A 25,541-nucleotide genomic window follows, 5' to 3' on the forward strand; every position below is an offset into this window, starting at 1 on the left:
GGAGGCTGCTGGAAATCGTCATAGGCTACGGCTCTATCATCAGGATTGAAGTCCACTGGGTGCAAATTCCGAGTCCCAGTGATAATCCTTCGTACCGAAGCCCCTCGACTGATTCCATTTTCGCGCCGTGGCTTTATTGCCTGTTGTTACCTGTTACTGGCTATAGGTTCGCCGTTGTAGCGTCTGAACGGATCATTTCTCTGACCTTTGCCGTCAATAGGTCAAAGGTAAACGGCTTGGTAATCAACTGCATCCCCGGGTCCAGAAAACCGCCGCGCACGGCCGCGTGTTCGGCATAACCGGTGATAAATAGCACCTTGAGTTCCGGCCGAATCTGCCGGCCGATTTCCGCCAGTTGCCGGCCGTTCATACCCGGCAGACCGACGTCACTGATCATCAGGTCAATGCGCTGGTCGGACTCGATGATCGGCACGGCCGTGTTGGCATCGCCGGCCTCGACATAGGCATAGCCCAGCTCCTTCAGCACGGCGCAGACCAAGACCCTGACCGCAGGGTCATCCTCCACGATCAGCACCGTTTCGCCGGCATCGGCAAATGGCAGCAGGGCGGGGTTTACCGCTTCGGCCACCACCATTTCGCCGACGAAACGTGGCAGAAACAGGCTGACCGTGGTGCCTTTTTCGACTTCGCTGTGGATCGTCACGTGGCCACCGGATTGCCGTGCAAAGCCGTAAATCATCGACAGGCCGAGGCCGGTGCCCTGGCCGATCGGCTTGGTGGTAAAGAAAGGGTCAAAGACGCGACCCATGACGCTTTCCGGGATACCGCAGCCGGTGTCGCTGACGCTTAATTCAACGTAGTCACCGGGTTGCAAGGTGCCGTAGGCGGCGGTGAACACGCTGTCGAGATGGCGGTTGCTGGTTTCCACGGTGAGATTGCCGCCGTTGGGCATCGCATCGCGCGCGTTGATCACCAGGTTGAGCAGGGCGCTTTCCAGTTGGTTGCGGTCGGCCTCGGCGGTCCAGAGCGGGTCGCCGAGGCGCATATCCAGCGCAATGCTTTCATTGATACTGCGTTGCAACAGTTCGCCCATGGAGGTCACCAGTTGGTTGATCTCGACGGGTTTTGAATCCAGCGATTGCCGGCGGGAGAACGCGAGTAGGCGGTGGGTAAGGCCGGCGGCACGGTTGGCGGAGGTGACGCCCAGGTCGATCAAGCTGTCCAGGTCGTCCAGCTTGCCGCGCGAGACGCGCCTTCGCAGTAACTCCAGGCTGCCGATTATCCCGGTGAGCATGTTGTTGAAGTCATGGGCGATGCCGCCCGTCAACTGGCCGACGGCCTCCATTTTCTGTGATTGGCGCAGCGCGTCTTCATTGCTGCGCAACTGCGCCGTGCGTTCTTCCACTTGCTGCTCAAGGGTCTCCAGCGTGCGCTGCAAGCGCAGTTCGCTTTCGCTCAAGTCGATCAGCCGGTCGCGTGCATCGTATTGCCGGCGCCGACCGCGCAGTGCGGCACTGACCAGGCTGATCAACGTCACGGGATGGAAAGGCCGCTCGAGGAAGGTGACGTTGCCCAATAACCCGCTCAGGTGCGAGGAGCCGTTCTGCTCGTTGCCGCCGTGATGGGTCATCAACACGATGGGCAAATCCGACCACGCAGGCTGCTGGTGCAAACGTTCGAGCAGCGGCTCCAGGTCCACGCCGCGCAAGGCTTCGGCCGCAATAATCAGCAGGCCGGCACCGTCTTCCAGTGCGCCGCACAAGGCCGTCAGGCTAGTGGCGATCATGCCGCTGTAACCGGCCTCGTTGAGCATCATCAACGCCAACGCGCCGTCACGGCCCATCGGCGCAAGTACGATTGCACGCTCGGAGAGTGGAGATAAACCCGTCACTAGCCCTCATCCTTGAGCAGAGGCGAGCCGGCGCCCATGTACGTCGGGATACCGCGCAGTACGCCCTGAAAGTTATCGAGCGGCTCGCCGACGGTCATGCCCTGGCTGCTGATCCGGTATTCGCGAATGGTCGACTCATGGGGGCCGGTGCGTTTCTTGATGATGGAAATGGCGCGGCGCACCTTGCCCAGCGCTTCGAAATAGCGCAGCAGAATGACCGTGTCGGCAAGGTAGGTAATGTCGACGGGCGCTTGCATGTCACCGACCAGGCCGTGCTGGGCGACCGTCATGAAGGTGGCGGCGCCACGGCGGTTGAGATACAGCAGCAGTTCGTGCATATGCAGGATCAGCGCATTTTCTTCCGGCATTGCGGCCTGATAGCCGTTGATGCTGTCGATGACCACGGTCTTGATCCCGCCCTCATCCACGCAGCGCCGCACGCGGTGTGAGAACTCGCCGGGAGTCAACTCGGCCGCGTCGACTTGTTCGATCAGCAGGTTGCCGGTGGCTTGCAGCGTGGCGAGGTCGATGCCCATGTTTTTCATGCGCTCGAAGAGCAGGCCCAGTTCCTCATCAAAGATGAACAGTGCGGCTTTTTCGCCCCGCGCCACAGCGGCGGCGGCAAACACCATCGAGATCAGCGACTTGCCGGTGCCCGCCGGGCCGAGGATAAGGCTGCTGGAACCGGTCTCGACTCCGCCCCCCATTAAGGCATCCATTTCGCGAATGCCGCTGCTCAGGGTCTCGCGCACGTAGCCGCCGCGATGTTCGGCCGCCACCAGGCGCGGGAAGACATGCACGCCATCGCCCATGATGGTGAAGTCGTGGAAGCCGCCCCGGTACTTTTGGCCACGGTACTTCACGACGCGCACGCGGCGGCGTTCGGCACCGTAATTGGGCGTCAGTTCTTCCAGGCGAATCACCCCATGGGCCACGCTGTGTACGGTTTTGTCGAGGGATTCGGTGGTCAGGTCATCGAGCAGCAATACCGTGGCGTCGTAGCGCACGAAGTAGTGTTTGATTGCCAGGATCTGCCGTCGATAACGCAGGGAGCTTTGCGCCAGCAGGCGGATCTCGGAGAGGCTGTCGACCACCACGCGGGTCGGCTTGACCCGTTCCACCACTTCAAAGATCTGCCGCGTGGCCTCGCCCAACTCGAGGTCGGAAGAGTACAGCAGGCTTTGCTGATGGTCGGCATTGAGCAGGCTTTCCGGCGGGGTCAGCTCGAAAATATGGATATTGTCATCCAGATCCCACCCGTGGGATATCGCACCTTCGCGCAATTCACGCTCGGTTTCGGACAAGGTGATATAGAGCGAGCGTTCACCGTTCTTCGCACCCGCCTGCAGGAAGTGCAGGGCAACGGTGGTTTTGCCGGTCCCTGGCTCGCCTTCGAGCAGAAACAGATGGCTGCGGGACAGACCGCCGGAAAGAATGTCATCAAGACCTTCGATGCCAGTGGCCGCTTTTTCGGTTAATAGCGCGTTGGATGTAGACAAGAAGTGCCCTCAGGTCACATACGAGTAGAGGTGCGCGTTCGTTCGAGCGCGCCATAGCTTCTTGACCATGGCGTGTCAGCGGGGTTCCACCTTATCGGGATTTGTACGTAGTGTCGGCGCTGGGGCCGCGCTGCCGTTGGCCTACAGCCCCTGCTGCAGCGCCGGATCATCCGGGTTTTGTTGTTCCAACTGCGCTAGCAGCACTTGCACGTTCTGCAATTGGCCGCTTTCTGTCCAGTAGGTAACGAGCAGCACCCGCGCCTTGCGATTGGCCGGGTGGCGCTGGATGATTTCTTCCAACTGGCGCTGGGCAGCTTCGAGTTCCTCCTGGGCGTGCAGGGTCGTGGCCAGGTCGTAACGGTAATCTTGATTGTTCGGTTCCAGCTCCACCGCCTTCGACAGGCCGAGCAACGCGTAAGCGCGCTCACCGTGGTGCAGCAACCACATGCCCAGGGCGTGTTGCAGGTACGCGGATTCGGGATGCGCCGCCAACTGGCGGGCCAGCAGTTGGCGCGACTCGTCGGTCTTGCCCTGTTTGTCCAGCAGTTCGATTTGCGCAACCACGGCTTGCAGGTTGTCCGGCTGCAGGCGCATTGCTTGCTCCAGGGCGCTCTGTGCCTGCGGCAACAGCGCGCTGTGGATATACAGGCGCGCCAGTTGGAGCCAACCTTCGGCGGTTTCAGGTTGCGCCTTGAGCTTCTTCACAAACTCATCGAGCACTTGCTGCAAGGGCCCGAAATACAGGCCGAGGGTGTCGGGCGAGAGACCGAGCAACGCATTGGCGGCGGTAAAGCGCACGTCTTGTTGCGGATCGTCGAGTAATGGGCCGAGCAACAAGGTGCGCTGGCCCGTAGGCACCAGGCCGACGATGCTGTGAATCGCCGCTTCACGCACGTGCGGTGAGTCATCGGCCAGATCCTTGTCGGCGAGCTTCAGTGCCTGAGGGCTCGGGTAATTGGGCAGTTCGGCATGCAAGGCGATGCGGCGCTCGTCGGAAAGGTCCGGCCGGGCCAATTGCTGATACAGCACGCGGGCGGCGCCAGGTTCGCCGTTACGCGCCTGTTTCAAGGCTTTCGCGTAGCCATGGGCAATCGCGGGCGGTAAGGCCACCGGGGTGGAATGGGAGAAATACCAGGTGATCAGCACAATCAACAACAGGGCGCACAGGCCGATGATGGAGTAACGGCGTGACTTTGACATGCAGGCGTCCGAGAGCTTAGGCAGCTATGGCAAAGCCCTCAGCTTCGGTCAGACCACGGCGAGTGTCAAACCCGCATCAGGTCAGCACGTATTCCACCGGCTCCAGGGCAGGCGGCAAGGCCGTTTCGCCGAGGGCTGCGAGGATCTCGCGTTCCAGCGTCCGCACGATCGCGTTGCAGGGCAGGTCGTTCTCATCGAAGCCGAAGGGATCTTCCAGATCGTCGCCGATTTCGTCGAGGCCAAAGAAGGTGTAGCTGACGATTGCGGTGAACACCGGCGTGAGCCAGCCCAGCGGTTCGGCCATGGCAAACGGCAGCAGGATGCAGAACAGGTAAATGGTGCGGTGCAGCAGCAGGGTGTAGGGGAAGGGCAGCGGTGTGCTTTTGATCCGCTCACACGCCGCCTGCACCTGGCTCAGGCTGACCAGCCGGGTTTCCAGTTGGGTGTAGCGCCATTCACTGATCACGCCCCGTTCGGCCAGCCCGGAAAACCGCGCGCCGAGCTGTTGCAGTACCTGGTCAGGAAGGTTGGGGTGGCCTGGGTCGACTTCGATCCAGGGCTTTAGCGCTTGGGCTTCATCTTCCAGGCGCAGGCGCGCGATCAACCCATGGGCAAAACCGCAGAGGCCGCGCAGTAGGCTGGCCCGTTCCAGCGGGTCGCTGAGCACCTGGGTTTCACGGATCAGTGAGCGCACTTCGATGATCATCTGCCCGAGTTGCTTGCGGCCTTCCCACCAGCGGTCGTAGCAGGCGTTGTTGCGAAAACTCATGAAGATCGACAACGACAGCCCGAGCAGGGTGAACGGCGTGGCATTGACCTTGGAGAAATACGCCGGGTGCAGGGTTTCCACCAGCACGATCACCGAGGCCAGCAACGTGACCAACAGGCTGCGCAGGGCGATGCGCTTGGCGATCGAGCCCTTGAGCGAGAACAGAATGCCCAGGAGGTTGGGTTTGGGGCGAACAATCATCGGGAGGGGCTTCGTCGGTGGCGCGGCCATCAGGTTAGAAGCTGGCGGCCGGGGCGTCCAATCGCTTGGGCCGACTGCTTGATCGGCGGGGTCTATGATCAAGAGGCATTGGCCAAACCAGTCAGGCATGTTGGTGGCTTTGACCATTGCTGCTGCAGCGCTCTAGAGCCACTATTTCGGCGGTTCTTGTCCGAAAAAACGTCCTGAAAATAAAAATACCGAAGGATTTGAAGCGATGCGTGACTATTTGGCTGCCACTACCGAGTTCGATTACCAACACACCGTCGACAGCACCTTGGCCGGAAACCTGCTAGGCCTCAATGCCTGCGTGGAATGCTGCGACCGGCATGCATTGCCAGGGCGCATTGCGCTGTTCTGGGAAGGCAAGGATGGACGCAGTGCCACGTTCACCTTCAGCGATTTGCAGGACCAGGCTTCACGCTTCGCCAATTTCCTGTTGGCCCAGGGCGTCAAACGCGGCGACAAGGTGGCCGGCCTGTTGCCACGCACCGCCGAATTGCTGGTGGTGGTCCTCGCGACCTGGCGCATCGGCGCCGTCTATCAACCGCTGTTTACGGCCTTCGGCCCCAAGGCTATTGAACACCGCCTGAGCAGCTCTGGCGCAGCCGTGGTGGTCACCGATGCGGTGAACCGGCCCAAACTCGCCGAAGTGGAAGGCTGCCCGACGATCGTGACAGTCACTGGCGCCAAAGGCGAAGGCCTGGTGCGCGGTGATTTCAGTTTCTGGGCCGAGCTGCCCAATTACTCCAACCACTGCGAGCCGGTGCTGCTGGGCGCAGACGAGCCGTTCCTGCTGATGTTCACCTCGGGCACCACCGGCCCTTCGAAAGCGCTCTCGGTGCCACTCAAGGCCATTGTTGCGTTCCAGAGCTACACCCGCGACGCCATCGACCTGCGCCCTGAAGACGCGTTCTGGAACGTCGCCGACCCGGGCTGGGCCTACGGCATCTATTTCGGCGTGACCGGGCCTTTGTCCATGGGCCATCCGATTACCTTCTACGATGGCCCGTTCACCCTAGAAAGCACCTGCCGGGTCATCAATAAATACGCGATCACCAACCTGGCCGGCTCGCCGACCGCATATCGCCTGTTGATTGCCGGCGGCGAACAATTCGCCCGCTCGATCAAGGGCAAGCTGCGTATCGTCAGCAGCGCCGGCGAGCCGCTGAACCCGGAAGTGATCCGCTGGTTTGCCGATAACCTGGGGGTGACCATCCATGACCACTACGGCCAGACCGAGCTGGGCATGGTGCTGTGCAACCACCACGGCCTGGAACATCCGGTGCATGTCGGGTCGGCGGGTTTTGCTTCGCCGGGGCATCGCATCGTGGTGCTGGACGACGATCACCAGGAGTTGCCTGCCGGCCAGCCGGGGATTCTCGCCATCGACCGCGAGCAATCGCCAATGTGCTGGTTCGCCGGCTATGACGGCGCACGGACCAAGGCCTTTGTCGGCAAGTATTACCTCAGCGGCGATACCGTCGAACTCAATCCGGACGGCAGCATCAACTTCGTCGGACGCAGTGACGATGTGATCACCACCTCTGGCTACCGCGTGGGCCCGTTCGACGTGGAAAGTGCGCTGGTCGAACACCCGGCAGTGGTGGAAGCGGCGGTCGTCGGCAAGCCCGACCCGGAGCGCACCGAGCTGGTCAAAGCCTTCGTGGTGATCAACGAGCAGTTCCGCGCCACCCCCGAGCTGGCCGAGGAACTGCGCCTGCATGTACGCCAGCGCCTCGCCGCCCATGCCTACCCACGGGAAATCGAATTTGTCAGCGACTTGCCCAAGACCCCGAGCGGCAAGTTGCAACGCTTTATTTTGCGTAATCAGGAAATCGCCAAGGCGCAAGCCGCGTTGGCCTGATCCACTTTTCAAGGAAACAATGATGCAGATTGAAAACAAGGTTTTTCTGGTCAGCGGCGGCGCGTCGGGCCTCGGTGCAGCCACCGCTGAAATGCTGGTCGCTGCCGGTGCCAAGGTGATGCTGGTGGACATGAATGGCGACGCGGTCGCGGCCAAAGCCAAACAGCTGGGCGACAACGCCCGCAGCGCCGTGGCGGACATCAGCCAGGAAGCCGCTGCCGAAGCCGCCGTGCAAGCCACCGTTGCCGCCTTTGGTGGCTTGCACGGGCTGGTGAACTGCGCCGGTGTGGTGCGCGGCGAGAAGATCCTCGGCAAAAACGGCCCTCACGCGCTGGCCAGCTTTGCCCAGGTGATCAACGTCAACCTGATCGGCAGCTTCAACCTGCTGCGCCTGGCCGCTGCGGCCATTGCAGAAACCCCGGCGGATGCCGACGGTGAGCGCGGCGTGATCATCAATACCGCGTCGGTGGCGGCGTTTGACGGGCAGGTCGGCCAGGCGGCGTATGCCGCGTCCAAAGGTGCGATCGCCAGCCTGACACTGCCCGCCGCGCGGGAGCTGGCGCGCTTCGGCATTCGGGTGATGACCATCGCCCCCGGCATTTTCGAAACCCCGATGATGGCTGGCATGACCCCGGAAGTCCGCGACTCGCTGGCCGCCGGTGTGCCGTTCCCGCCGCGCCTGGGCAAACCGAGCGAATATGCCGCGCTGGTCCGGCACATCATTGAAAACAGCATGCTCAATGGCGAGGTGATCCGTCTCGACGGTGCCTTGCGCATGGCAGCCAAGTAAGAGAGGAAGCGTCATGACCGATCCCATCGTAATTGTCAGCGCCGCGCGCACCCCCATGGGCGCGTTCCAGGGCGATCTCAAAGGCCTGACCGCACCGCAACTGGGCTCTGCGGCGATTCGCGCCGCCGTCGAGCGTGCCGGTATCGCCAGCGATGCCGTGGATGAAGTGCTGTTTGGCTGTGTATTGCCGGCCGGTCTCGGCCAGGCCCCCGCACGCCAGGCCGCCCTTGGCGCCGGGCTGGACAAGGCCACCCGCTGCACCACCCTCAATAAAATGTGCGGCTCGGGCATGGAGGCGACGATGCTTGCCCATGACTCGCTGCTGGCCGGCAGCGTCGAGGTGGTGATTGCTGGCGGTATGGAGAGCATGTCCAACGCCCCGTATCTGCTGGACCGCGCACGCAGCGGCTACCGCATGGGCCACGGCCGCGTGCTGGACCATATGTTCCTCGACGGCCTGGAAGATGCCTACGACAAAGGCCGCCTGATGGGCGCCTTTGCCGAAGACTGCGCACAACATAACGGCTTTACCCGCGAGGCCCAGGATGCGTTTGCCATTGCGTCCCTGACCCGTGCGCAAGCGGCGATCAGCAATGGCAGCTTCGCTGCCGAGATCGTCCCGGTGCAGGTCACGGTAGGCAAAGAGCAAAAAACCGTCCTGCATGATGAGCAACCGCCCAAAGCCAAGCCGGACAAGATTGCCAGCTTGAAACCGGCGTTCCGCGAAGGCGGGACAGTGACGGCGGCCAACTCCAGTTCAATTTCCGACGGCGCGGCGGCCTTGCTCCTGATGCGTCAGTCCGAGGCGCACAAGCGCGGCCTGCAACCCTTGGCGGTGATCCGTGGGCATGCGGCGTTTGCCGATGAACCGGGCCTGTTTCCGGTGGCGCCGGTGGGGGCTATACGCAAGCTGATGAGCAAGACCGGCTGGAGCCTGAACGAAGTGGACCTGTTCGAAATCAACGAAGCCTTTGCCGTGGTCAGCCTGGTGACCATGAGCAAGCTGGATATCCCCCACGACAAGGTCAACATTCATGGCGGCGCCTGTGCCTTGGGTCACCCGATCGGCGCGTCCGGTGCGCGGATTCTGGTGACGCTGCTGTCGGCCCTGCGCCAGAAGGGTCTCAAACGGGGCGTCGCCGCTATCTGCATCGGCGGTGGTGAAGCCACGGCCATGGCCGTCGAATGCCTGTATTAAGGATTGACCATGCTACCCAATGACGAACAACTGCAAATCAGCGAAGCGGCCCGACAATTCGCCCAGGAGCGCCTGAAACCGTTCGCGGCCGAGTGGGACCGCGAGCACCGCTTTCCCAAGGAGGCCATCGGTGAAATGGCCGAACTGGGCTTTTTCGGCATGCTGGTGCCGGAACAGTGGGGTGGTTGCGACACCGGCTACCTGGCCTACGCCATGGCCCTGGAAGAAATCGCTGCCGGCGACGGGGCTTGCTCGACCATCATGAGCGTACACAACTCGGTGGGTTGCGTGCCGATCCTCACGTTCGGCAACGACCAGCAGAAAGAGCAATTTCTCAAGCCGCTGGCCAGTGGTGCGATGCTCGGCGCCTTCGCGCTGACCGAGCCCCAGGCCGGTTCCGATGCCAGCAGCCTGAAAACCCGTGCACGCCTCGAAGGCGACCACTACGTGTTGAACGGCTGCAAACAATTCATCACCTCCGGGCAAAACGCCGGCATCGTGATTGTGTTTGCTGTCACTGACCCTGCGGCGGGCAAGCGCGGCATCAGCGCGTTTATCGTGCCGACGGATTCGCCGGGCTACACGGTGGCGCGGGTCGAGGACAAGCTGGGGCAGCATGCGTCGGATACCTGCCAGATCCTGTTCGAAGACGTCAAGGTGCCGGTCGCCAATCGTCTGGGGGAGGAGGGTGAAGGCTACCGCATCGCCTTGGCCAACCTCGAAGGCGGGCGTGTCGGCATTGCCTCGCAATCGGTGGGCATGGCCCGCGCCGCCTTTGAAGCCGCGCGCGACTATGCCCGCGAGCGCGAAAGTTTTGGCAAGCCCTTGATCGAACACCAGGCCGTGGCCTTTCGCCTGGCGGACATGGCCACGCAAATCGCCGTCGCACGGCAAATGGTGCATTACGCCGCCGCCCTGCGTGACAGCGGCAAGCCGGCGTTGGTCGAGGCGTCCATGGCCAAGCTGTTCGCCTCGGAAATGGCCGAGAAAGTCTGCTCCGCCGCCTTGCAAACCTTGGGCGGTTACGGTTACCTGAGCGACTTTCCCTTGGAGCGGATCTACCGCGATGTGCGGGTCTGCCAGATTTACGAAGGCACCAGCGATATTCAGCGCATGGTCATCTCACGCAATCTTTAAGGAGCCACTACATGAGTTACGAAACTATTTTGCTCGACGTGCAGGGCCGTGTCGGGTTGATCACCCTTAACCGTCCGCAAGCCCTTAACGCGCTGAACGCACAATTGATCAACGAGTTGAATCAGGCGCTGGATGACTTGGAACGCAACCCTGAAATCGGCTGCATCGTGCTCACCGGCTCGAAAAAAGCCTTCGCCGCTGGCGCCGACATCAAGGAAATGGCCGAGCTGACCTACCCGCAGATCTATATCGACGACCTGTTCAGCGACGCCGATCGCGTGGCCAACCGTCGCAAGCCGATCATCGCTGCCGTCAACGGCTTCGCCCTGGGTGGCGGCTGTGAGTTGGCGCTGATGTGCGACTTTATCCTCGCCGGCGACAGCGCCAAGTTCGGCCAGCCGGAAATCAACCTGGGGGTGCTGCCGGGCATGGGCGGCACCCAGCGCCTGACCCGCGCCGTGGGCAAGGCCAAGGCTATGGAAATGTGCCTGACTGGTCGCTTTATCGACGCGGTGGAAGCCGAGCGTTGCGGGGTTGTAGCGCGCATTGTCCCGGCCGATGAACTGCTCGAAGAAGCGCTGAAAGTCGCCACGCTGATTGCCGGCAAGTCAGTGCCGATCAGCATGATGGTCAAGGAAAGCGTGAACCGGGCGTTTGAAGTGAGCCTCTCGGAAGGCGTGCGCTTTGAGCGTCGGGTATTCCATGCGGCGTTTGCGACGCAGGATCAGAAGGAAGGCATGGCGGCATTCGTGGCCAAGCGCGCGCCTGAATTCAAGGACAAATAACCCGCCCTCACAAACACTGCAGATCCACTGTGGGAGCGGGTAAGCCAGCTCCCACAGTGGGTTTGTGGTGTGTCAGTCAGAGCGGGTAGTTCTTCAGCTCCCGCGCAATCACCATCCGCTGAATCTCGCTGGTGCCTTCGTAGATCTGCGTGATCCGCGCATCGCGGTAGTAGCGCTCCACCGGATAATCCTCCAGATACCCATACCCGCCATGAATCTGCATCGCCGAGGAGCAGACCTTTTCGGCCATTTCCGAAGCGAACAGCTTGGCCTGGGACGCTTCCGACAGGCACGGCTTGCCCGCACTGCGCAGGCGTGCGGCGTGCAGGATCAGCAAGCGTGCGGCATTCAGCCGGGTTTGCATGTCGGCCAGCAGGTTGGCCACGCTCTGGTGTTCGATGATGGCCTTGTCGAACTGCACGCGGTCACGGGCATACCCCAGCGCCGCTTCAAACGCTGCACGGGCGATGCCCAGGGCTTGAGCGGCAATGCCGATACGCCCGCCTTCCAGGTTGGACAGCGCAATCGCCAGGCCCTTGCCGCGCTCACCCAGTAGGTTGGCCTCAGGCACGCTGCAGTGGTTGAGGGTAACGGCGCAGGTGTCCGAGGCGCGGATGCCCATCTTGTGTTCGGTACGATCAACCACGAACCCCGGCGTGTCCGTCGGCACCAGGAAGGCGGAAATACCGCGCTTGCCCAGTTCCGGATCGGTCACCGCAAACACAATCGCCAACTTGGCGCGCTTGCCATTGCTGACAAACTGCTTGGCGCCATTGATCACCCACTGGCCATCGCGCAGTTCGGCACGGGTGCGCAGGTTGTGGGCCTCGGAGCCGGCCTGGGGTTCGGTCAGGCAGAAGCAGCCGATGGCCTGGCCGCTGGCGAGTTCCGCCAGCCAGGTTTGTTTCTGCTCTGTTGTGCCGTAGTTGAGGATTGGCCCGCAACCCACTGAATTATGGATACTCATCAGTGCGCCCGTGGCACCGTCACCGGCGGAAATCTCTTCCACCGCCAAGGCATACGCCACGTAATCGACATAGGTACCGCCCCATTCTTCCGGTACCACCATGCCCAGCAACCCCAGCTCGCCCATCTTCGCCACCAGGGCGTCATCGATCCAGCCAGCTTTTTCCCAGGCCTGGGCGTGAGGGGCGATTTCGCCACGGGCGAAGTCACGCGCCATGTCGCGAATCATGATTTGTTCTTCAGTGTATTCAATATCTTGCATGGCTTATCTCGCAACCTGCGTGAAGTTGTGGAAGAAGCTTTCCACGTGGCTCGCGTCCAGCCCATGGAGTGTCGATGGGTTCCAGCGCGGGTTCTTGTCTTTGTCGATGATCAGCGCGCGGACCCCTTCAATCAGGTCGCCACGCTCGAACCACTGGCGATCCAAGTGCAGTTCCAGGGCGAAACACTGCTCCAACGGCAAACGGCGCCCGCGCCGCAGCATTTCCAGGGTCACGGCCATGGCCAGCGGTGAACGGGTTTGCATCAGGTTGGCCGTGCTCAAGGCCCATTCATGGCTGTTGGCGACGGTCACTTGTTGCAGTTGCTCGACAATGCTGCGCACGTCCGGCAAGGCAAAAAAATGGTCGATTGCAGGGCGCAAGGCGGCGAGCGGGGCGTCCGGCAGTTGCTGCACGGCCAGCTTGGCCAGCACGCCTTGCAGGTCCTTGAGAGGGGAATCTTGCCATGACAGTTGGTCGAGTTTCTGGTCGAGGTCGGCCAGTTTGGTGCTGTCCAGGTACCAGTCCGCTAGCCCGCAATACAACGCATCGGCCGCACGAATCTGCACGCCGGTGACGCCCAGGTAAATGCCCAGCTCGCCAGGAATGCGCGGCAGGAAATAACTGCCGCCTACGTCGGGGAAGTAACCGATCGCCACTTCCGGCATCGCCAGTCGGCTGCGTTCGGTGACCACACGCAGATCCGCGCCTTGCACCAGGCCCATGCCGCCGCCGAGGACGAAGCCGTCCATCAGCGCCAGTACCGGTTTGCGGTAATGGTGGATGGCCAGGTCGAGGGCGTATTCCTCGACGAAGAAATCCTCGTGCAGGGTGTCGCCGTTCTTGAAACTGTCGTAGAGCGAGCGAATATCGCCGCCCGCACAGAAGGCTTTTTCACCGGCACCGCGCAGGACCACGGCATATACCTGGGGATCATCTGCCCAGGCCTGAAGCTGTTGGGCCAGGCCGCGAACCATGTTCAGGTTGATGGCGTTTAAGCCGGCGGGGCGATTGAGGGTGAGGTGGCCAACATGGTTGCGGACGTCGGCCAGTACCTCTTGCTGAAGAATGTCGGCGTGGCTTGCCTCGGATGAAACCTGAGCAGTCATCTGTAACTCCCTGCTTTTATTGTTCTTTAAACAAGATGTTCGCGGACGAACCCTCTCGCGATCGTACCAGTGCAAATTTGCCCAGTACAACCTTGAATCATGCAGGTCGTTTTTGCATTTATGCAGAACAGGCGATCAGCCCGCGGGAACGTGAAAATAGCCGGCCAGGGCCTCGCTACAGCGCAGCACTGCACGCCTGGTCGCCTGGTCGCCGCCTCAGAAGCGGGGTAGTTGATAAAATCGTGGCGCATGCGCGGGCACTCTTTGTGCCCCTCGTCGTTAATGCGGGGCGCTCGCGATACCGCTATTCGACGCGAGTTGCCAGCACTTGCCCGATACTTCGACGACGGGCATGACTCTCGGCGGCGTGGATCAACTGTTCCAGCGCCGTTGGCTCGATATCGTAGAACTGCTCCATGTCGGCCAACGCCAGCTTCAGGTCCGCCGCCGTGATTGCCGGGTCTCTTGCTGCCTGCGCCTTGCTCACGAAGGTGTTCGGTGCCTCGGTCGCGCCCTTGGGATAGCGCGTGCGGGTGGCATTGTTATAGGCCAGTGCACAGGTCACCAACGCTCCCGCGCCGAGCATCACCGCGGGCAGTTCCTGCCAGCCGAGAGCCGTCGAGGCCGGATCGGCCAGTACCAGCGTCATCGCCAGGCCTCCCGCCGGCGGGTGCAGGCAACGCAGCCAGCAGATCAGGACCACGGTCATGCCCGCCGCCAGGCAGGCGCTGCCCAAGGTGCGCCCCAGGACCCGTGCGACGAGCAGCGCGACTACGCCGGCACACAGGTAGCTGCCGATGATCGACCACGGCTGTGCCAGCGCGCCGGATGAAACGGCAAACAGCAACACTGCCGACGCACCCAGAGGGCCGAGCAGGTGCAGGGCGACCTCCATGCCAAACACTTGCGCGCAGACCCACACGCTGAGCAGAGTGCCCAAGGCCATGCCGATCGCGGCGCGGCTCCATTCGGCAGGGCGGGTATTGATGGCAGCGGGTAACCAGCGAGCGAGCATTCACAATTTCCATAAACGGCGGGCAAAAAAAGGCTTGTCTGGTTTCCCGGACAAGCCCTTGAAAGTTCCTGCATTTGGGGGAGGAACCCGCGTAGTGTGCCGACCGCGAGGCAGGGTCGCCAATGCATATTAATGTAGGTTAAATACAAAAATAATGGACTCAACTGGCCGGCCGCCGCCGGCGCGGTCAAGGTTGAATGGTTTTGTCCAAGTGCAGCAGCACGTAGGGATTCTTGTCGAACGTGCCAGTGAGCGTCGGAGTGATTGCGCGCAATCGTGGGTCCTGCAACCCTTCAAAGTCATCTTGGCTCATGACCAGCCACGCCGGACCTTGCAATGTTGCCAGGTCGGCGGGCTGCTGGGTGAACACCGGCACCCTGTCGTAATCGAGGTTGACCATGAACTTGATGGCTTTGGCATCCTTACCCAGCGCATGCAGCACGATGGGCGCCGGTTGCTGGCGGACCTGCGCCTGGACTTGCAGGCTGAAGGTGCGAGTGTCATAGAGGCTGCGCTCCACTGGCTCGACCACCACAATATACGTCGTCCATACCGCCAGCACGGCGGTCAGGGCCGGTACCAGCGTGCGCAGGCGTGCCTGGAACACCGCCACCAGCGCCAGCACTTGAAGCGCGCCCAGCACGCCCAGCACCCAGCCGATGTGCGCCATCTGCTCCGGGTAACGCCGGCGCGCCAGCCATAGCCCGACGATCAGCAGCGCGGGCAACACGGTCCACAGGCTCAGCATCAAACCGCGCAGCCAGCCATACAACCGCCCGTGGGCGACTTGAAACGGATACGCCGCAATAATGGCTGCCATCGGCAACATCGGCAGCACATAACGCGCCTTCTTTGCCTGGGGAATCGACAAGCCGAGCATCACCAACAAGCCCGCCGCTGCGCAGTACAGCACCAACTGCAACGCCGGATCAGGTGGGCGTCGCCCGCCAATCGCTATCACCAGCAGCACCAGCAGCGCCAGCGGGTAAGCCAGCGCGTAATTGCCCACGGAACTGGTGAAGTAATACAGCGCACCGCTGGAGCCTTCGCTGCCATCCATACGCCCGAGGAACTGCATGCGGATCACGTCCTGCATGAACGCTTCGCCGCCGCTGAGCTTGGCCAGCAGCAACAGCAGGCCAACGCACGCCCCCAGCAGTGCCAGGGCCAACAGGCCGAAGCTGAACAGCTGGCGCCATTGGCGGTTGAGCAGGAAGTAGCTGCATAGCACGCCCGTGGGGATCACCAGGCCAATCGGCCCGCGAATCGTAAAGCCCACGATCAACAGCAGGTACACCCAGTGCAGGCGCTTGGCGGCGCCGAAGTGATCATGCGCATAACCCAGGTAGAACACCGTCAGGGCCACTGCGGCGAGCATCTGGTCGAGGGACACCGCGCGGGTTTCGCTGATAAACGTGCTGCTGAGCAACAGCAGCGCAACACTCAGCAGGCCCCAGCGCTGGGAGTAGGGCGCCGTCAGGCGGTACACCAGCATGACGATCAGCGCCGAAGCGATGGACGTCGGCAACCAGGCCGTAAAGCTGTTGACCTGGCCCAGGGGCAAGGACAGCAGCCACGTCATCAGCGTCGAGGTCGCCAGGTAATCGGCATAAGGTTGCCCGTAGGTCGTGGGGAAAAAGCTCGGCCCATGGTGCAACATCTCCTGGGCAAAGACCACGAAGCGCGAGTCGAAACCGATGATTGCCTGGTGCCAGTTGCCGGCAATGAATAACAACAACGCCAGTAGCGCCAGCCCCAACGACTGGCGCCGGATCGCTGCGTTCATCAGCTGGGGCATTTGATCTTTCACCGGTCAGGCTTCCACAACTTGTGGCACCCACTGTTGCTGGGGAATCGGTAACTGGCAGGAGTCGCCACGGCCCATCGGGAAATACTGGAAGCCTTTGCGCGCCAGGCGCTCGCCGTCATACAGGTTGCGACCATCGAAGATCACCGGGGTGTTCAGACGTTCGTAGATCAGGTCGAAGTCCGGTGCCTTGAACTGCTGCCATTCGGTGCAGACGATCAACGCATCGGCGCCGCTCAGGGTGGATTCCGGAGTACCCATCAACATCAGCCGTGGGTCGTCACCGTAAATTCGCTGGGTTTCCTGCATGGCTTCCGGGTCAAATGCGCGCACGGTGGCACCGGCAGCCCACAGCGCTTCGATCAGCACGCGGCTCGGGGCATCGCGCATGTCGTCGGTGTTAGGTTTGAAGGCCAGGCCCCACAGGGCGAAGGTCTTACCGCGCAGGTTGCCCTTGAAGAAGGCGTTGATGCGTTCATACAGCTTGCTCTTCTGGCGCTGGTTGATCGCTTCGACGGCTTCGAGCAGGTCGCTCGAGCAATGGGCCTGCTTGGCGCTGTGGATCAGGGCGCGCATGTCTTTGGGGAAGCACGAGCCGCCGTAGCCGCAGCCGGGGTAGATGAAGTGATAGCCGATGCGTGAGTCGGCGCCGATGCCCAGGCGTATCGCTTCGATGTCCGCCCCCAGGTGTTCGGCCAGCTCGGCGATCTGGTTGATAAAGCTGATCTTGGTGGCCAGCATGCAGTTGGCGGCGTACTTGGTCAGTTCGGCGCTGCGCAGGTCCATGAAGATGATGCGATCGTGGTTGCGGTTGAAGGGCGCATACAGCTCGCGCATGACTTCACGCACTTCTTCACGCTCGCAGCCGATGATGATCCGGTCCGGGCGGCGGCAGTCGGCAACCGCCGAGCCTTCCTTGAGGAATTCCGGGTTGGAGACGATATCGAACTCCAGGGACCGCCCGGTGCCGTGCATGGCCTTTTCGATATGGGCACGCAAGGTGTCGCCGGTGCCGACGGGTACGGTGGATTTTTCCACCAGGATCACCGGCTCGATCCGATGGCGGGCGACCGCATCGCCTACCGACAGCACGTATTTCAAGTCGGCCGAACCGTCTTCATCCGACGGTGTACCCACGGCGATAAACAGCACCTCGCCATGTTCGACGGCGAGCTTTTCATCAAAGGTGAAGCTCAGCCGTCCGCTTTCAAGGTTCTCCTTGACCATCGCCGCCAACCCTGGCTCGAAAATGCTCACATGGCCCTGCTGCAACAGCTTGACCTTGTTTTGATCAACGTCCATGCAGATGACATCGTGACCGACTTCGGCCAATACAGTGGCTTGTACCAGACCGACGTAACCACTACCAAATACACTGATTTTCATGGGGCATTCCTGGGGCTTGCTGCGCTAGCACGACGAGAGTTAATAACCAGTACACCGAGGATGACCAAGGCCACCCCCAGGGTTTTTGAAAGCGAAAAATGTTCGTTGAACACCGGCAGGCTGGCGGCCAACAGGTAGACCAGCGCGTAGCTGATACTGAGCAGCGAATAGGCGCGGCCCAGGGGCAAATCCTTGAGCGCACAGAGCCAGCACAGCATCGACAGCGCATAAGCGAGGATCGCCAGGCTCACCACGCCGAGGGCGCCCAGATCGATGGCGTTGCTGCTGAACGCGCCGAGCCATTCGTCAGGCAGGGGCAGGCGCGTCATGCTCCAGCGCATCCCCAACTGGGCGGCGCTGACCAGGCCGACACTGCCCAGGGCAAAGGTAAACCCGCGCACCCGGCTCATACTTGGCGCCCCAGCAGCACGACGCCAGCAATTACCAGCGCCACGCCCAGCCAATGCCGAGTGTCGATGTGCTCCTTGAATACGAAGCGCGCCATTAACGTGACCAATACGAAATTGAGGCTGAGCATCGGGTAGGCAATCCCGACTTCGAGGCGCTGCAGCACCAGCAGCCAGACCAGCAGGCCGAAACCCAGGCACAGCAGCGCTGCCCATAACCAGGCTGAGCGCAGTTTCAGCGCCCAACCGTCAGGCTGGTCGCGCCAGCTTTCCACCGCAAACTTCTGCGAGACCTGGCCCATGCAGGTGAGCAGGCAGGCGGCTAACAACAAGAACAGGGTGATCATGGCGCAGCCTGCGGGAAAACCAGGATCACCAGATTGCCTTGCTCAAAGCGCTTGCCGTCCTGGGGCAGCAGGTTCACTTCGGCGATCTCGTCGTCACCTTTGACGCGCATCACCACACCCACCGCGCCTTTTTGGCGGGCTTCGCTCATCCATTGCTGGACCTGGGTCAGGTCCACCTTACGCTGGGCGGCGTCCGGGTAGGCGAGGCCGTATTTCACTTCACCGACGGTGTTATAGAGGGTGACGTCAGCGCGTTGCAGGCGCCATGCCAGGGCCGATGCCGCGCCCAGGTCATTGCTGAGCAGGGCGGACGTCGGCTGCAGGTCCGGCAGGTGGTCAATGATGAATTGATCCGGGGTCTTGTTGTACACCACCGAATGGGGCAGCGCGGCCGGGGCCAACGCCACCAGCAACCAACTGCCCAGCGCCGGCGCGGCCCACCATTTCAATGGGCGTGCAGCCTGCAGCAGGTTGACGATGATCCAGCCGAACAGGCAGGCGAACACCAGCACCAGGCCGAGTGTTTCCTGGCCGTGCTCGTACAGCGGTGTTTTCAGTTGGAACCACGTCAGCGCGAGCAAGGCCACAACACCGAGGGTCAGGTTCAGCCAACCGTTGATGCGCAAGGCGCGGCCTTGGGCCTGCGCCAGTTTGTCGCTCAGCGCGTTACCCATGAGCAACGCCAGCGGCAGCAGGCACGGCATGATGTAGGACGGCAGCTTGCCCTTGGCCAGGCTGAACAGCGCCAGCGGCATCAGCAGCCACAGCAGCAGGAAGGCGATGTTAGGCGTGCGCTTGTGCTGCCACGCCTGCTTGACGGTGGACGGCAACAGCGCCACCCACGGCAGGCTGAATGCGACCAGCAGTGGCAGGTAGTACCAGAATGGCTCGGCGTGTTGCGCGTCTTCGCCGGCAAAGCGCTGGATATGCTCGTGCCAGAAGAAGAAGTTCCAGTAATCCGGCTCCTGGCTATGCACCGCAAGTGCCCAGGGCAGACTGATGGCAACCGCCACGGCGACGGCAACCAGGCCATAACCCAGCAAGTCGCGCAGGCGCTTCTGCAAGATCGCGTAGGGCAGGGCGATCAGCACCGGCAGCAGCCACGCGAGGAAGCCTTTGGTCATGAAGCCCATGCCACAGGCAACCCCGAGCAACGCCCAGGACCAGACGCGACCGCTGCGTGTGCTGCTGTCGAAGCAAAACCACAGCGCCACGCCGGTCAGGTTGACCCAGAAGGTGAACTGCGGGTCCAGGTTGGCATAACCGCCCAGCGCCGCGACGCTGACAAAGCTCATGTACAGCACCGTACTGACCAGGCTCTTGTGCGGGTCATTCCACAACCGGCGCGACACCAGGTACACCAACAGCACGCTGAGCCCGGTGCTCAAGGCCGACGCAAACCGCACGCCGAACAGGTTTTGCCCGAAGATCGCCTGGCCCAGCGCGATCATCCAGTAACCGGCAGCCGGCTTTTCGAAATAGCGAATGCCCATGAAATGCGGCGAAGCCCATTTGCCGGTCAGCAGCATTTCCTGGCTGATCTGTGCATAGCGGGTTTCATCCGGAATCCACAGGCCATGGGTGGCCAGTGGCAACAGATAAAATGCGCCGAATGCCAGCAACAGCAGGGGCAGCGCCCAACGGCGGATCATGCCTGCTGCACTCCGAGCCAACCCTCACGGCCGCTCAGGGCGCCACGCACCAGTTGTTGCTGGGGCAGGGTGGAGACGTCCGCCGGTAACAAGTCGCCCAGCGGTTTGAAATCGATGCCGCGCTGCCCTGCCTGGGCTAGCAACTGGCGAAAATCATTGGCCATCAGAATCCCTTCTACTTCTGCATGGATCGTGTACACGTTCAGCTTCGACTGCGCGAAGCGGTCGAGGATGAACCCGTTGAAATCCTTGGCAGCCACCACCGGCCCGACGACTTCGTCGAAGGTCGGCAGGTCTACCGGAATCTGTGGGGTGCCCGCGCTGCCGTCGGCCAGGGTTGGACGAAACAGGCTGGTGCCCCGGCAATCGCTGTTGTAGCGAAAGTTGAAGCCTTGCTTGGCTTGCACCACGCGTTCATCGGCGCGCCAACCGGCGGCCGCTGAACAGTCGATACGTTCACCGAGGATGTCGCTCAAGGTGTCCACACCGCGTCGAATCTGCTCGATCAACTGTGCGTCGCTCCAACGTCCGGCGTTGGCCTGCCAACCATGGTGATCCCAGGCGTGCAGGCCGACTTCGTGCCCGGCGGCCTTGGCCTGGCGCATCAAGTGCCCCAGGTCACGGCCGATCGGCTTGCCCGGCCAGGCGGTGCCGGCCAGCAAGATATCCCAGCCATACAGGCCGGCAGCGTTGGAACGCAGCATCTTCCACAGGAATTGCGGGCGGATCAGGCGCCACAGGTGGCGCCCCATATTGTCCGGCCCGACACTGAAGAAAAACGTCGCTTTCACCCCGGCTTCATCCAGGGCCTCGAGCAACCGTGGCACGCCTTCGCGAGTGCCACGGTAAGTGTCGACGTCGATGCGAAGACCTGCCTGCATCAGCGCTTGTCCGCGATTTCGAGCATGGCTTCACGCAGGAAGAAGTCCAGGGTGTTGCCGATGGTTTCGCTCATCTCCACGGTTGGCTCCCAGTTCAGCAGGCGCTTGGCGTTTTCGATGCTTGGTTTGCGGTGGGCCACGTCCTGATAACCGGTGCCGTAGAACGCCTTGCTTTCTACGTCGCGGAAACCGGCGAACGGAGGGAAGTTGCTGCGCAGTGGGTGAGCTTCGAACTGACGCAGCAGTTCTTCGCCCAACTGGCGGATGCTCGCTTCGTTTTCGGGGTTACCGATGTTGATGATCTGGCCGTTGCACACGTCGTTGTCGTTATCAATGATGCGCGCCAGGGCTTCGATGCCGTCGGCAATGTCGGTGAAGCAGCGTTTCTGCTCGCCACCGTCGAACAGGCGGATCGGCGTACCTTCCACCAGGTTCAGGATCAACTGGGTGATCGCACGGGAGCTGCCGATACGTGCCGAGTCGAGGCGATCCAGGCGCGGGCCCATCCAGTTGAATGGACGGAACAGGGTGAATTTCAGGCCCTTGGCGCCGTAGGCCCAGATCACGCGGTCCAGCAGTTGCTTGGAGACCGAGTAGATCCAGCGTTGCTTGCTGACCGGGCCGACCACCAGGTTGGAGGTGTCTTCATCGAAGTACTGGTCCTGGCACATGCCATAGACTTCTGAAGTCGATGGGAAGATCACGCGCTTGTTGTACTTGACGCAGTAGCGAACCAGCTTGAGGTTCTCTTCGAAGTCCAGTTCGAACACACGCAGCGGGTTGCGGGTGTATTCGATCGGCGTGGCGATGGCCACCAGCGGCAGGACCACGTCGCATTTCTTGATGTGGTACTCGATCCACTCGGTGTGGATGCTGATATCGCCTTCCACGTAATGGAAGTTCGGGTGGCTGCGCAGACGCTCGATGGCGTCGGAGCCGATGTCCAGGCCGTAGACTTCGTAACGGTCGTCACGCAGCAGGCGCTCGGACAGGTGGTTACCGATAAAGCCGTTCACGCCCAGGATCAGCACGCGGGTGCGACGTGGCTTGCGGCCAGACTCGGCGCCGCGCAGGACCGAACCGTCCACCAGGCCCAACTCGTTGGCCAGGGACGGACCGGCCAGGTACAGGCCGTTGTCGTTGCGCTGACCGAACTTGATCACCAGCGAGTCTTCAGCGCACGCGATGCGCAGCGGGTTGACGCTGATCACGCGGCCAGGCGCCAGGCCTTCGTTGCCCTGGACCACTTCGGCTTGCCACACGATCAGCTTGTGCTCGCCCACGGCGCAGAAAGCGCCCGGGTACGGTTGAGTCACGGCGCGTACCAGGTTGAACAGCTCTTCAGCCGGTTTTTGCCACTCCAACTTGCCATCTGCCGGGGTGCGACGGCCGAAATAAGTGGCCTGGCTTTCGTCCTGGGCGGTTTCGGTCAGTTTGCCTGCGGCCAGTTGCGGCAAGGCATCGCGCAGCAGGCTGCTGGCGGCGTCACGCAGTTTGGCGTGCAGGGTCAGGCCGGTGTCGGAGCGCTCGATCACGACTTTCTGCTGGGCCAGGATCGCGCCGGCATCGGCACGCTTGACCATACGGTGCAGGGTCACGCCGGTTTCGGTTTCGCCTTTGACCAGGACCCAGTTGGCGGGTGCGCGGCCACGGTATTTCGGCAGCAGCGAGCCGTGCAGGTTGAACGCGCCTTTGCGGGCGGTGGCCAGCAGGGGTTCGCTCAGCAGGTTGCGGTAGTAGAAGGAGAAGATGAAGTCCGGGTTGAGCTTGGCAATGCGCTCGATCCACAGCGGGTGGTTGGCGTCCTCCGGCGCATGCACCGGGATGCCTTTGCGGGCGCACAGTTGCGCGACTGAACCGTAGAAATTGTTTTCCTTGGGGTCATCGGCATGGGTGAATACGGCGGCAATGTCGTAACCGGCAGTCAGCAGGGCTTCAATGCCAGCACAGCCAATATCGTGGTAAGCGAAGACAACAGCTTTTGAATTCATGACGAAACCTGATCGGAAGGGGAAGTAGTGGTGGTATGGGAGGACACCAGGCCGTCAACGACGACTACGGGTGCCGGTGCTGCCGGTTGGTTGCGCAGCACTTTTTCAATAAAGAATCGGGGGCGGGCGCGCACATCGCTGTACATGCGGCCCAGGTATTCACCCAAGAGGCCCATGCCGATGAACTGGCCGCCGGTGAACACGAACAGCACCGCGAACAGCACGAAGGTGCCGTCGCCGGCCCATTGAGCGCCAAAGGCCAGACGCAGGACGATCAGCGCAAACGCAAACAGAACGCCCAGGCCCGCCAGGCCGAAGCCGACGATGGACAGCAGGCGCAGTGGGGTCGTGGTCATGCAGGTCAGCAGGTCGAACATCAAGCTGATCAGGCGCATGGCGCTGTATTTGGATTCGCCGTGTTCGCGCTCGGCATGGTGTACGAGGATTTCCGTGGTGTGACGGGCAAAGCCGTTGGCCAGGATCGGGATAAACGTGCTGCGTTCGCGGCAGGCGAGCATGGCGTCGACGATGGTGCGGCGGTACGCGCGCAGCATGCAGCCGTAGTCAGTCATGGCGACGCCGGTCGAGCGCTGCACGGCCAGGTTGATCAGGCGCGACGGCCAGCGGCGAAAGGCCGAGTCCTGGCGGTTGTTGCGCACGGTGGCGACCACGTCGTAGCCCAGCGCGGCTTGTTCCACCAGGCGCGGGATCTCTTCCGGCGGGTTCTGCAGGTCGGCGTCGAGGGTAATCACCACGTCGCCTCGGCACTGCTCGAAACCGGCCATGATCGCCGCATGCTGGCCATAGTTGCGATTGAGGATCACCGCGACCACGTTGCTGCCGTCTTCGGCGGCAGCGTCTTCGAGCAATTGGGCGGATTTGTCGCGGCTACCGTCATCGACCAGGATGATTTCGTATTCGTAGGCCAGTTGCTTGCAAGCTGCCGTCGTGCGACGCAGCAATTCAGGCAGGCTTTCTTGTTCGTTGTAGACCGGGATAACGATCGACACACAATGAATAGGGTAGGGTTTCAAAGATTCATGACCTCGGGGGTTGAGCAACTTGGAGCGTAAAGACAACAGTCACTGGCCGAAAAGGCAGGTGCGTGGTTAAACCTGGTGTGGAATTATGGTGTTCATCCGACCATCCTGGTGGGTTATTGAGACCTTCCATGTGTATACGAGAGTAAAGACCAAAAACCACAAAGGTAAAGGGGAATCAACAAGTTAGTCGGCACAGTGCGGCTCGTTCTCAAGTCCTGCGGCCAAGATTAAGCGTAAAAATGTTCAACGAATATGAAAGCCTAATGAAAAAATCGTTTATTTGACAGGTAGACAGCTAGGGTTCAGCTAAATGACTAACGTACTGAGGACGTTGCTAATTTGGCGGAATAGGAACGTTTTGCATGGCGCTGGGCTCAACGGAGCGGACCCGGATCGGCGCTGCACGTAATAGCATCCCCCGTTACTGATGTTTATTGAAGAATCTTCTCTGCATTGCCCCTCAAGTGCCGGTAAAGTAAGCCATCTCTTGCCAGGGTACTCGGATGAATAGCGTGCAGCGTTTAGGCGGCCAATGGCGGCCCGTGTTGATGGGATTGTTGATGAGCGCAGCCTGCGTCACCCCCGTATACGCTGATGAGGGCGTGCCGCTGACCACGCTCGCTCAAGTGCCAGAGGGGGTTGAAGTGCAAGGCAAGCAGGTCGCCGCCTATACCTGGGACGACCGCCAGGGCAAGAACCTACTGGTGCTGGCCGAGCAAATCAGCCAGCGCGAGGATGACGGCACCCAGTCGGCGCTTGTCTATGCGGCCCAGTATTTGATCGACGGTGACCGCCCCAAACGCCTCTGGATGCTCTACGACGACGTGCAGCGCTGCGAATTCGATGCCGCGATGCGCTTCGACATGGCGGCGACCAAGGTCACCGACCTTGCCGGCGACGGCACCACCCAGGCCACTGTGGGCTACACGCGCACCTGCACCAGTGATGTGAGCCCCAATGAATTCAAGCTGATCATGCATGTCGGCAAGTCGCAGAAGTACCGCCTGCGTGGTGTCGACCGGGTCGGCGCCGCCTGGTGGGACGAAGAAGCAGGAGCACTGCGTGGCATGCCGCTGCCCAAGGATTGCAGCATCGCCGGGCAACAGGCACTGGTCAGCCAGTACAAGGAACAGGGCACTGAATTGCCTTTGCCAGGTTGCTACAGCGACGAGAAGGATTTTGCCAAGGCACCGCAGGCCTACCTGATATTCATGCGCCAGCACTGGTTCGCGCTGATGCAGAAGCAGGATGCTGAATGGAGCCAGGCGCAGACCCCGCCTCAGGAATCGAGCGGGGATGAAGAGACCGCCCCGTGATTGGGTGCAGGGGCCGATGGTGCGTTAGACTCGGCTCTCGTCAAT

21 protein-coding genes are annotated in these 25,541 nt (G+C 61.6%); 6 read left to right on the forward strand and 15 right to left on the reverse strand.

Annotation, left to right across the window (positions count from 1 at the left end; all coding sequences use genetic code 11):
* Positions 1-160 precede the first annotated feature (160 nt).
* The 4 genes from P3S72_RS15405 to P3S72_RS15420 all read right to left on the reverse strand — a co-directional run bounded on the left by P3S72_RS15405 (position 161) and on the right by P3S72_RS15420 (position 5,521).
* Positions 161-1,852, reverse strand: coding sequence for an ATP-binding protein (locus tag P3S72_RS15405; RefSeq protein WP_276192935.1), 1,692 nt, complete (start codon positions 1,850-1,852; stop codon positions 161-163).
* Positions 1,852-3,351, reverse strand: a complete 1,500-nt coding sequence (locus tag P3S72_RS15410; RefSeq protein WP_276192936.1) for an ATPase domain-containing protein — start codon at positions 3,349-3,351, stop codon at positions 1,852-1,854. Before P3S72_RS15410 ends, P3S72_RS15405 begins: the two co-directional genes overlap by 1 nt.
* 141 nt (positions 3,352-3,492) lie before the next feature.
* On the reverse strand, positions 3,493-4,551 hold the full coding sequence (locus tag P3S72_RS15415) for a tetratricopeptide repeat protein (protein WP_276192937.1): 1,059 nt from the start codon (positions 4,549-4,551) through the stop codon (positions 3,493-3,495).
* A gap of 76 nt (positions 4,552-4,627) precedes the next feature.
* A complete protein-coding gene (locus tag P3S72_RS15420) occupies positions 4,628-5,521 on the reverse strand; it encodes a bestrophin family protein (RefSeq protein WP_276192938.1) in 894 nt (297 codons plus the stop codon).
* Positions 5,522-5,756: 235 nt separating this feature from the next.
* Between P3S72_RS15420 and P3S72_RS15425 the strand changes: the two genes are divergently transcribed.
* From P3S72_RS15425 to P3S72_RS15445, 5 genes are read left to right on the forward strand one after another with little or no spacing between them, the layout of a single operon-like run.
* Entirely contained in the window at positions 5,757-7,406 is a 1,650-nt protein-coding gene (locus tag P3S72_RS15425; RefSeq protein WP_276192940.1) for an AMP-binding protein, read from the forward strand.
* Between the two features lie 22 nt (positions 7,407-7,428).
* Positions 7,429-8,196: an SDR family NAD(P)-dependent oxidoreductase gene (locus P3S72_RS15430; protein WP_276192941.1), complete on the forward strand. Its 768-nt coding sequence runs from the start codon at positions 7,429-7,431 to the stop codon at positions 8,194-8,196.
* A 13-nt stretch (positions 8,197-8,209) separates the two neighbouring features.
* Positions 8,210-9,394: an acetyl-CoA C-acyltransferase gene (locus P3S72_RS15435; RefSeq protein WP_276192942.1), complete on the forward strand. Its 1,185-nt coding sequence runs from the start codon at positions 8,210-8,212 to the stop codon at positions 9,392-9,394.
* 9 nt (positions 9,395-9,403) lie between these two features.
* On the forward strand, positions 9,404-10,531 hold the full coding sequence (locus tag P3S72_RS15440) for an acyl-CoA dehydrogenase (RefSeq protein WP_276192943.1): 1,128 nt from the start codon (positions 9,404-9,406) through the stop codon (positions 10,529-10,531).
* A gap of 11 nt (positions 10,532-10,542) precedes the next feature.
* Positions 10,543-11,316 carry an enoyl-CoA hydratase gene (locus P3S72_RS15445; protein WP_276192944.1) on the forward strand — a complete coding sequence of 258 codons (774 nt, stop codon included), beginning with the start codon at positions 10,543-10,545 and terminating at the stop codon, positions 11,314-11,316.
* Between the two features lie 76 nt (positions 11,317-11,392).
* Here P3S72_RS15445 and P3S72_RS15450 read toward each other — a convergent pair whose 3' ends face one another.
* From P3S72_RS15450 to arnC, 11 genes are all read right to left on the reverse strand, one after another.
* The gene (locus tag P3S72_RS15450) at positions 11,393-12,544 is read right to left on the reverse strand and encodes an acyl-CoA dehydrogenase family protein (RefSeq protein ID WP_276192946.1); all 1,152 of its coding nucleotides are present in this window, start codon (positions 12,542-12,544) and stop codon (positions 11,393-11,395) included.
* A 3-nt stretch (positions 12,545-12,547) separates the two neighbouring features.
* Entirely contained in the window at positions 12,548-13,651 is a 1,104-nt protein-coding gene (locus P3S72_RS15455) for an enoyl-CoA hydratase/isomerase family protein (protein WP_276192947.1), read from the reverse strand.
* Between the two features lie 304 nt (positions 13,652-13,955).
* Positions 13,956-14,666: an HPP family protein gene (locus P3S72_RS15460; RefSeq protein ID WP_276192948.1), complete on the reverse strand. Its 711-nt coding sequence runs from the start codon at positions 14,664-14,666 to the stop codon at positions 13,956-13,958.
* Between the two features lie 187 nt (positions 14,667-14,853).
* Entirely contained in the window at positions 14,854-16,464 is a 1,611-nt protein-coding gene (locus P3S72_RS15465; RefSeq protein WP_276192950.1) for a glycosyltransferase family 39 protein, read from the reverse strand.
* 15 nt (positions 16,465-16,479) lie between these two features.
* Positions 16,480-17,859: a UDP-glucose/GDP-mannose dehydrogenase family protein gene (locus P3S72_RS15470; protein ID WP_276192952.1), complete on the reverse strand. Its 1,380-nt coding sequence runs from the start codon at positions 17,857-17,859 to the stop codon at positions 16,480-16,482.
* Positions 17,856-18,269, reverse strand: coding sequence for a 4-amino-4-deoxy-L-arabinose-phosphoundecaprenol flippase subunit ArnF (gene arnF, locus P3S72_RS15475; RefSeq protein WP_276192953.1), 414 nt, complete (start codon positions 18,267-18,269; stop codon positions 17,856-17,858). Before arnF ends, P3S72_RS15470 begins: the two co-directional genes overlap by 4 nt.
* Positions 18,266-18,613, reverse strand: a complete 348-nt coding sequence (gene arnE, locus P3S72_RS15480; protein ID WP_276192954.1) for a 4-amino-4-deoxy-L-arabinose-phosphoundecaprenol flippase subunit ArnE — start codon at positions 18,611-18,613, stop codon at positions 18,266-18,268. Before arnE ends, arnF begins: the two co-directional genes overlap by 4 nt.
* Positions 18,610-20,265 carry a lipid IV(A) 4-amino-4-deoxy-L-arabinosyltransferase gene (arnT, locus tag P3S72_RS15485; RefSeq protein ID WP_276192955.1) on the reverse strand — a complete coding sequence of 552 codons (1,656 nt, stop codon included), beginning with the start codon at positions 20,263-20,265 and terminating at the stop codon, positions 18,610-18,612. Before arnT ends, arnE begins: the two co-directional genes overlap by 4 nt.
* Complete coding sequence (gene arnD / locus P3S72_RS15490) at positions 20,262-21,146, reverse strand: 4-deoxy-4-formamido-L-arabinose-phosphoundecaprenol deformylase (RefSeq protein ID WP_276192956.1); 885 nt, start codon at positions 21,144-21,146, stop codon at positions 20,262-20,264. Before arnD ends, arnT begins: the two co-directional genes overlap by 4 nt.
* Positions 21,146-23,137, reverse strand: coding sequence for a bifunctional UDP-4-amino-4-deoxy-L-arabinose formyltransferase/UDP-glucuronic acid oxidase ArnA (gene arnA / locus P3S72_RS15495; RefSeq protein ID WP_276192957.1), 1,992 nt, complete (start codon positions 23,135-23,137; stop codon positions 21,146-21,148). Before arnA ends, arnD begins: the two co-directional genes overlap by 1 nt.
* Entirely contained in the window at positions 23,134-24,171 is a 1,038-nt protein-coding gene (gene arnC / locus P3S72_RS15500) for an undecaprenyl-phosphate 4-deoxy-4-formamido-L-arabinose transferase (protein ID WP_276192958.1), read from the reverse strand. The genes arnA and arnC overlap by 4 nt, the downstream gene beginning before the upstream one ends.
* A 512-nt stretch (positions 24,172-24,683) precedes the next feature.
* Between arnC and P3S72_RS15505 the strand changes: the two genes are divergently transcribed.
* A complete protein-coding gene (locus tag P3S72_RS15505; protein WP_276192959.1) occupies positions 24,684-25,496 on the forward strand; it encodes a hypothetical protein in 813 nt (270 codons plus the stop codon).
* The last annotated feature ends 45 nt before the right edge of the window (positions 25,497-25,541 follow it).

The organism is Pseudomonas sp. D3, assembly GCF_029320995.1.
GTDB lineage: Bacteria > Pseudomonadota > Gammaproteobacteria > Pseudomonadales > Pseudomonadaceae > Aquipseudomonas > Aquipseudomonas paraveronii.